The 6177-nt window shown below is 44.2% G+C and carries 8 protein-coding genes; 4 read left to right on the top strand and 4 right to left on the bottom strand.

Translation table 11 applies throughout. From position 1 onward, the window contains the following. Positions 1-76 precede the first annotated feature (76 nt). The 4 genes from T472_RS16850 to T472_RS16835 all read right to left on the bottom strand — a co-directional run bounded on the left by T472_RS16850 (position 77) and on the right by T472_RS16835 (position 2903). A complete protein-coding gene (locus T472_RS16850) occupies positions 77-739 on the bottom strand; it encodes a TraX family protein (protein ID WP_023388965.1) in 663 nt (220 codons plus the stop codon). 88 nt (positions 740-827) lie between these two features. Continuing rightward, positions 828-1298 carry a flavodoxin family protein gene (locus tag T472_RS16845; RefSeq protein WP_023388964.1) on the bottom strand — a complete coding sequence of 157 codons (471 nt, stop codon included), beginning with the start codon at positions 1296-1298 and terminating at the stop codon, positions 828-830. A gap of 166 nt (positions 1299-1464) precedes the next feature. Next, positions 1465-2349 carry a VIT1/CCC1 transporter family protein gene (locus T472_RS16840; protein WP_023388963.1) on the bottom strand — a complete coding sequence of 295 codons (885 nt, stop codon included), beginning with the start codon at positions 2347-2349 and terminating at the stop codon, positions 1465-1467. Between the two features lie 215 nt (positions 2350-2564). After that, a complete protein-coding gene (locus T472_RS16835; protein ID WP_023388962.1) occupies positions 2565-2903 on the bottom strand; it encodes a P-II family nitrogen regulator in 339 nt (112 codons plus the stop codon). A 301-nt stretch (positions 2904-3204) separates the two neighbouring features. Between T472_RS16835 and T472_RS20415 the strand changes: the two genes are divergently transcribed. The 4 genes from T472_RS20415 (at position 3205) to T472_RS16815 (ending at position 6176) form a co-directional block, all read left to right on the top strand. Then, positions 3205-3687, top strand: a complete 483-nt coding sequence (locus T472_RS20415) for a cytochrome b5 domain-containing protein (RefSeq protein ID WP_023388961.1) — start codon at positions 3205-3207, stop codon at positions 3685-3687. Between the two features lie 166 nt (positions 3688-3853). Further along, positions 3854-4495 carry a TetR/AcrR family transcriptional regulator gene (locus T472_RS16825; RefSeq protein WP_023388960.1) on the top strand — a complete coding sequence of 214 codons (642 nt, stop codon included), beginning with the start codon at positions 3854-3856 and terminating at the stop codon, positions 4493-4495. Beyond that, positions 4492-5382: an ABC transporter ATP-binding protein gene (locus tag T472_RS16820; RefSeq protein ID WP_023388959.1), complete on the top strand. Its 891-nt coding sequence runs from the start codon at positions 4492-4494 to the stop codon at positions 5380-5382. The genes T472_RS16825 and T472_RS16820 overlap by 4 nt, the downstream gene beginning before the upstream one ends. Next, positions 5379-6176, top strand: coding sequence for an ABC transporter permease subunit (locus tag T472_RS16815; RefSeq protein WP_023388958.1), 798 nt, complete (start codon positions 5379-5381; stop codon positions 6174-6176). The genes T472_RS16820 and T472_RS16815 overlap by 4 nt, the downstream gene beginning before the upstream one ends. Position 6177: the final 1 nt, after the last annotated feature.

Here is a 6177-nt window from a genome sequence, read left to right as displayed (position 1 = left end):
ACAGAAGTCAGCAGTAACAGTATTCAAAAGCAGCCTGGATAATCCAGGCTGCCAAAATACATTATTTTATGTTTTCTCAGATGACATATCTTGATACCAGGAAGATCACCATAAGGTGAAGAGGGTATGCCGCATAGTAGAAATACCGGATGACCTTCGACCTTGGACCAGGTTTTCCGTTATATGCGATTATGAAAATGAAGGCAAGAGACGAGTAAAGCTGAAGGCCGCCTGTAAAAAGGAAGTTTGAGAGTGTAAACACTATGAATGCGATGAGATGCCTCATTGGGCCTGTCATCAGTCTGGTATGGTAGAAGATCAGTATGTACAGGATGCCTATGTACCCATAGTCGGTATTCAGGAGTGATGCAAGGACCATTGCCACAACAACTGAGACCAGCCCAATGTAAGGAAGCTCCTTGCCTTTAGTATCCATGAGGTATATGGCGGTCAGTCCCAGGGTTAGGGTGAAGAATATGTTCTGATGTGTCATTTCAAGCTTTCCAAAGAAGGCCAGGTCAAACGGAAGCTCAGATATTATTGCAAAGGCTGCAAGCCTCCTTATATATCCCTTGACATCGCCAGAATGCCTGAAGCCTTCAACCAAAAGGAAACAGTATATTGGGAACGCTATCCTTCCTATTATCCTGAATGTATCCACTCCAGGGAAGAACACCGCTCCGGTATGGTCTATTATCATTGTTATCAGTGCTATCGTCCGTAGGGTGAGTGAGTTCATATGGCACCTCTGGTGTTTTTATCTAAGTATACAATATTTCAATAAGCCGTGACAAACGAAGAGGGCAGAAGTGTCTGCCCTCTAAGAACTATTTCAGGTATTCCGATACCTTGTTTACTGCATCATCTATAAGCATCTGCCTTTTTCCGCTTCCCCAGTTCACGATTGATGAGACATTTACGGAAGCTCCTTTTTTCTGCAGGAGGGATGTTATCTTCCTGACTGTTCCGTTGCCTCCCATCCATGGGAAGGGAAACTGTTGGGTGATGATGAGAGATATGTTCCTGCCTCTGAGGTCACCTGAGGTCTCGATCCATTTCTGTATTGCCGCTGTAGGCGAGAAACCGTGGACAGGACCAGCAAGGACTATGGAATCGTATCCTGAAACCGATGGTGCCGATACGAGCTTTACCTTTGACTTGTCCGGCTGGTCTTCGTTGTCAGGTACGATGCGTTCCAGTGTTACAGTGTGTCCGTTCTTACTAAGCCTTTCTTCGAGGACCTTGACGACCGAGAGTGTGTTGCCTGTCTTGGAATGTACTAGTATCCCGATGTTCATTTCTTTCCCCCATAATATTATGCGATTTGAAGAATTGTATCTTCAATATAAATATATATCTGCCATTCTTAAAGTCAATGCAGAAATGATGAAAATCAGATTAAATATCAGGGCGAAAAAATATCAGCATCCCTATCCCAGGGTGCTGATATCTGGTTAATGTACCTTACAGTTCAACTCCAAGGAAATTCTTAACCGCTATACCTATGAAGAATGACAGTGCTGCAACCCCAAGGCTTATAGCCGCCATTTCAAGGAACCTGGTCTTGAAGTCATAGTCCTTTGCGACCGAAAGGTAGAAGTTGAAAACAAATATGATTCCCACAACGATAAGCATTGTAAGGAACAGTGCCTGATAATGCATCTGGTCCGGAAGGAGAAGGAAAGGCAATATCATGAGCACTACAGCTATAAGGTATGCAAAGCCTGTATAGATGCTGGACTTAAGGGGGTTGCTGCTTCCTTCCGACCTGTTCGACAGGTACTCGGAGCTTGCCATCGAAAGGGTAGCGGAGATTCCGGTTATGAGGCCGGCCATGGATATGAGCCTGTTGGAGCCCATCGCGAAGGTGAATCCTGCAAGGCTTCCTGAAATCTCCACAAGGGCGTCATTAAGTCCAAGAACTATGGATCCCATGTACTTGAGCTTCTCTTCATCGAGCATTCCGATCAATGCATCCTCATGGGCTTCTTCCTCTTCGGTTATCCGTGCTGATTCCGGCACGGCCTTAATGAATTCGGGATCTTTGGTGTAATTGTCAATTGTGGTATTCTCTCCCTTTTCCATGAGCTTGATTGCAAATGTATAGCCGAAGAGCTTTGCAAGGAGAGTGTAGAAGAGTACATTCCATTTGCTGTAGCTGATGTTTTCCCTCGTATACCTCTTCCAGATTGCAGCATGCTTGTCTTCCTCAGATGCTATCTTAAGCAAGGTGGCCTTATCGTTCTCATCCTTTACTATTCCGGATATCCTTCTGTAGATTTCTGCTCCGGTAGCTTCGCTCTTCTGGTATTCAAGAAGGTTTTTTCGTATGTTTTCTGTGATTTCCATAATTCACTCCCGATCATTAAATTTTATAAAATATGATTGATTTCAATTTATAATCATTATAAATTAAGTTCAGTTCAAATGCAATCCAAAACCTTGACTGATTATTAAAAAGTGGCAGGTACATTATGCACCTGCCTATATCATGGGCTTCCCATGACAAGGTGTGAGGCATGTCATGAGGTTTCATTCAGGAGTGTGTGGGAAGCCCAGGATTGCTAAAGTGCACCAGGACCTCTTTCACCAGTCCTTATACGTACTGCGTCATCGAGCTCGTATATGAATATCTTGCCGTCACCAAAGGTTCCGGTGGAAATCTCCTTTACTACTCTTTCTATGATCCTTTCAGCTATTTCTGCAGAGACCACTGTTTCAACCTTAATCTTAGGCAATAGGTTTACCAGATATTCGGTCCCTCTGTATATATGCCTGAATCCCTTCTGGTTTCCATATCCCATTATATTTGTTATCATCATGCCGCTTGCATTGCATTCGGAAAGTATCTTTTTCAGAGGTTCGAGCTTTTCGGGTTTTATTACTATCTCCAGTTTCTTCATTAAAAGCACCCCTTGAAGATTATTTTGGATTTGCAGTTCCATGTACTGAAAAAAACGGAGTCAAAGCGTAACTTTGACTCCGTTGCCAATTGATATCATTTAATCTAATAATAGATTAACACCAAAGAAGGTGCGATTCAATAGTAAACTGAGAAAATCTGGAATGGTTACTCTTTATGATTTCTTTGTTATTTGCGGCAATTTAATGTACTTGTTTCGGAGAATGTTCATACTGCTGATGGTATAAATTTCTTACGGACATTCAAGTCTTTAAATACGATATACAAGGAGAATGATCAAGATGATAAGGAACAAAAAAATGATGGCTGCAAGCCTTGCATTGGTTCTTGGAACATTTGCGCTGGCAGGATGTACCAGAAGTGAAGCTGCCGGAGCTATGGATAACTCAGTTGCTGCAGCACAGACTGAGGGAAACGGGGAAGATGCTGTGAGCTCGGCCACGGGTGGTAAGGGAATCCCAGGAGAAAAGGGGCATAAGGTAGAAAGGGGAACAAGACCCGATGAAGAAACTTATGTGGTACAGACAATACCGGATAAGACCTTCACCCTTGAAGAATTGTCTAAGTTTGACGGTAAGGATGGAGCGGATGCATACATCGCCATAGACGGTATAGTCTACAATGTGACTGATGCGGATGGGTGGACAGAGGGAGAGCATGAGGGCTATTTTGCCGGACAGGACCTTACAGCAGCCTTCGAATCATCGCCCCATAAGGCTTCGATGCTCAATGCGCTTGAGATCATGGGTAAGCTTGCAGAATAGCATAATATAAGGATTTGCAGAAAGACGGAGCCGCAAAGGCTCCGTCTTTCTGCAATTACGATGCAGTATTCAAAACCACATAAAATAGTTTCTGTAAATATTGACTTGATTGGTCAATGGGTGTAATCTGAAGTTGTATAAGGGATTCAGTAAGGAAGGAGGAGCAATGTATACTAATTTTGAAAAGCTAGACGAAAGCAAGAAGGAGAGGATATTGAACGCGGCACTTGCTGAATTTGCCAGGAACGGATACAGGAAAGCCTCCACCAACGAGATAGTCAAGGAGGCAGGAATATCAAAAGGAATTCTCTTCCATTATTTCAAGGACAAGATGAACCTGTACAGGTACATATATGATTATTCAGTACAGACCCTCATGGATGAACTATACGGAAAGCTGTCATCTGAAAGCCAGGACTTCATGGAGAGGATAATGGAAATCACCCGGGCAAAGGGACAGCTGGTGCTGAAGCATCCGGAACTCTTCAGGTTCATCGAGACCGCATATCTTGACGATGCTGAGGAAGCCAGGTCCTACATGGATGGAAAGACAGCCGCGATTCTGAAGGAGGCACAGGGGAAGATGCTGAGCGGCACCGATGTTTCGAAATTCAAGGACGGAATAGACATAGCAAAGGCCATGCAGATAATAACCTGGACATTCGATGGGTACGGAAAGACGGTCTTCACAAAAGCAAAGGCTGAAGGGTCGGATATCGACTATGAGAAAATCTTCAGCGAGAGTGAGGAATACCTTAAGCTGCTTAAAAAAATGCTATATAAGGATGACGGAGGTAATTGGGAATGAGTGTAATAGTACTTGAAAAGCTGACTAAATACTATGGGAAGACGAGAGGGATTGAGGACCTTACGTTTGATGTCAAGGAAGGGGAGATCTTTGGATTCATCGGACCAAACGGTGCTGGAAAATCAACAACCATAAGGACGCTGCTGAGCTTAATCAGACCCACTTCGGGAAAAGCAACTATTTTCGGAATGGATATCGTAAAGGATGCCCCTGAAATAGCAAAGAATGTCGGTTATCTGCCTTCTGAGGTCTTTTACTACGATAACATGAAGGTAAAGGAGCTTCTGAACTATTCCGCATCGTTCTATAAGAAGGATTGTTCGAAGAGGATCAAGGAGCTATCGGAGGTAATGGACCTTGACCTGGACAGGAAGATCGAAGACCTCTCCTTCGGAAACAAAAAGAAGGTCGGAATCGTGCAGGGGCTGCTGCATGAACCTAAGCTTATTCTGCTTGATGAACCTACAAGCGGGCTGGATCCTCTAATGCAGAAGAAATTCTTTGACCTTCTTGAGGAAGAGAACAAGAAGGGGGCTACGGTCCTGTTTTCATCGCATATACTCGGAGAAGTACAGAAACTGTGCCACAGGGTTGCAATCATTAAGGACGGCAGGATAATAAGGCTTGACAACATTGAGAACCTGAGGGGCGAGACCTACAAGAGGTTCAATATCGAGACAGAGGACAAGCTATACAATGGGCTGCTCGATCTCCCTGGTGTGGATGATGTCTTGAAGGATGAGAAATCAGCAAGCTTCCTTTACAAGGGTGACATCAATCTGGTGATGAAGGAGCTTTCAGGACTGAAGCTCAAGAACATCCTCATCGAAGAACCTAGTCTGGAAGAGGTGTTCATGCACTACTATGAGAAAGGTGATGAATCATGAACGTATACCTGCATGAATTAAAGCAGTACAGGAAATCAGCAACAATCTGGACCGTTTCAATGGTTGCTGTCCAGCTTATGTTCCTCAGCCTGTTCAGGGAATTCACGGCTGACTCAGAGGCATTCATGAAGATCTTCGAGGGATTGCCAAAGGAGGTCATTTCAGGATTTGCGATGGACCTCAAGAACCTTCTGTCCTTTAACGGGTATTATGGGTACATCATGACTTTCATACTCCTGTTCATGAGCATCATGGGAATGAACCTGGGACTTGCCCTTTTCTCGAGGGAGAATACAGACAAGACGGCGGACTTTCTCATGACCAAGCCAGTCAAGAGGGAAACGGTGGTTGCAGCAAAGCTTATGGCCGGGATAACGCTTATCGTGATAACCAATGTGATACTGATTGCAGAGGTGTTCTTCATAGCAGGAGTACTTCTGGCTGTTGAATTTGACAAGGGAGTTTGCCTGCTTCTCGGTCTTTCAGTGCTTATCACAGAGCTCCTTTTCTTTGCAATGGGTGCTCTATGGGCGGTCTTCGCAAAGAGGATAAGGTCTGTCGTCACCGTATCGGTTAGTATCGTCGTGACTTTCTTCATCGCTTCTACCATATCCAGGATAATCGAGGAGGACAAGGTTAAACTGCTACTGCCCTTCCGGTATTTCGAATCAATATACATACTGCGTGAAAAGAGCTACGAGATGGTGTTTCTCCTGACTTCAATCGCAGCGGCAGCAGTATTCATAGGTCTTTCCTTCCTTGTTTTCAAGAGGAAAGATATCCACGCAGTGTAGG

This window comes from Youngiibacter fragilis 232.1 (assembly GCF_000495435.3).
In the GTDB taxonomy this organism is placed as follows: Bacteria; Bacillota; Clostridia; order Clostridiales; family Clostridiaceae; genus Youngiibacter; species Youngiibacter fragilis.
The sequence above is the reverse complement of the archived record's forward strand: the minus strand, read 5'-3'. Positions and strand labels throughout refer to the sequence as shown.